Origin of the sequence: Escherichia sp. 93.0816, from assembly GCF_013368855.2 — a bacterium.
GTDB lineage: Bacteria > Pseudomonadota > Gammaproteobacteria > Enterobacterales > Enterobacteriaceae > Escherichia > Escherichia ruysiae.
The window spans coordinates 1-977 of record NZ_JABWNC020000069.1; the positions used below are offsets into that span (position 1 = coordinate 1).

The window sequence follows — 977 nt, forward strand, 5'->3', positions numbered from 1 at the left end:
GCATTCGACCAGATCGATAACGCGCCGGAAGAAAAAGCTCGTGGTATCACCATCAACACTTCTCACGTTGAATACGACACCCCGACCCGTCACTACGCGCACGTAGACTGCCCGGGGCACGCCGACTATGTTAAAAACATGATCACCGGTGCTGCGCAGATGGACGGCGCGATCCTGGTTGTTGCTGCGACTGACGGCCCGATGCCGCAGACTCGTGAGCACATCCTGCTGGGTCGTCAGGTAGGCGTTCCGTACATCATCGTGTTCCTGAACAAATGCGACATGGTTGATGACGAAGAGCTGCTGGAACTGGTTGAAATGGAAGTTCGTGAACTTCTGTCTCAGTACGACTTCCCGGGCGACGACACTCCGATCGTTCGTGGTTCTGCTCTGAAAGCGCTGGAAGGCGACGCAGAGTGGGAAGCGAAAATCCTGGAACTGGCTGGCTTCCTGGATTCTTACATTCCGGAACCAGAGCGTGCGATTGACAAGCCGTTCCTGCTGCCGATCGAAGACGTATTCTCCATCTCCGGTCGTGGTACCGTTGTTACCGGTCGTGTAGAACGCGGTATCATCAAAGTTGGTGAAGAAGTTGAAATCGTTGGTATCAAAGAGACTCAGAAGTCTACCTGTACTGGCGTTGAAATGTTCCGCAAACTGCTGGACGAAGGCCGTGCTGGTGAGAACGTAGGTGTTCTGCTGCGTGGTATCAAACGTGAAGAAATCGAACGTGGTCAGGTACTGGCTAAGCCGGGCACCATCAAGCCGCACACCAAGTTCGAATCTGAAGTGTACATTCTGTCCAAAGATGAAGGCGGTCGTCATACTCCGTTCTTCAAAGGCTACCGTCCGCAGTTCTACTTCCGTACTACTGACGTGACTGGTACCATCGAACTGCCGGAAGGCGTAGAGATGGTAATGCCGGGCGACAACATCAAAATGGTTGTTACCCTGATCCACCCGATCGCGATGGACGA

At 53.5% G+C, this 977-nt stretch carries 1 protein-coding gene; it reads left to right on the plus strand.

All coding sequences use genetic code 11. The features are described 5' to 3' along the window. Positions 1 to 977 (plus strand): elongation factor Tu (gene tuf, locus HEM79_RS22285; RefSeq protein ID WP_000407793.1); only part of this gene is annotated, 977 nt, incomplete at both ends.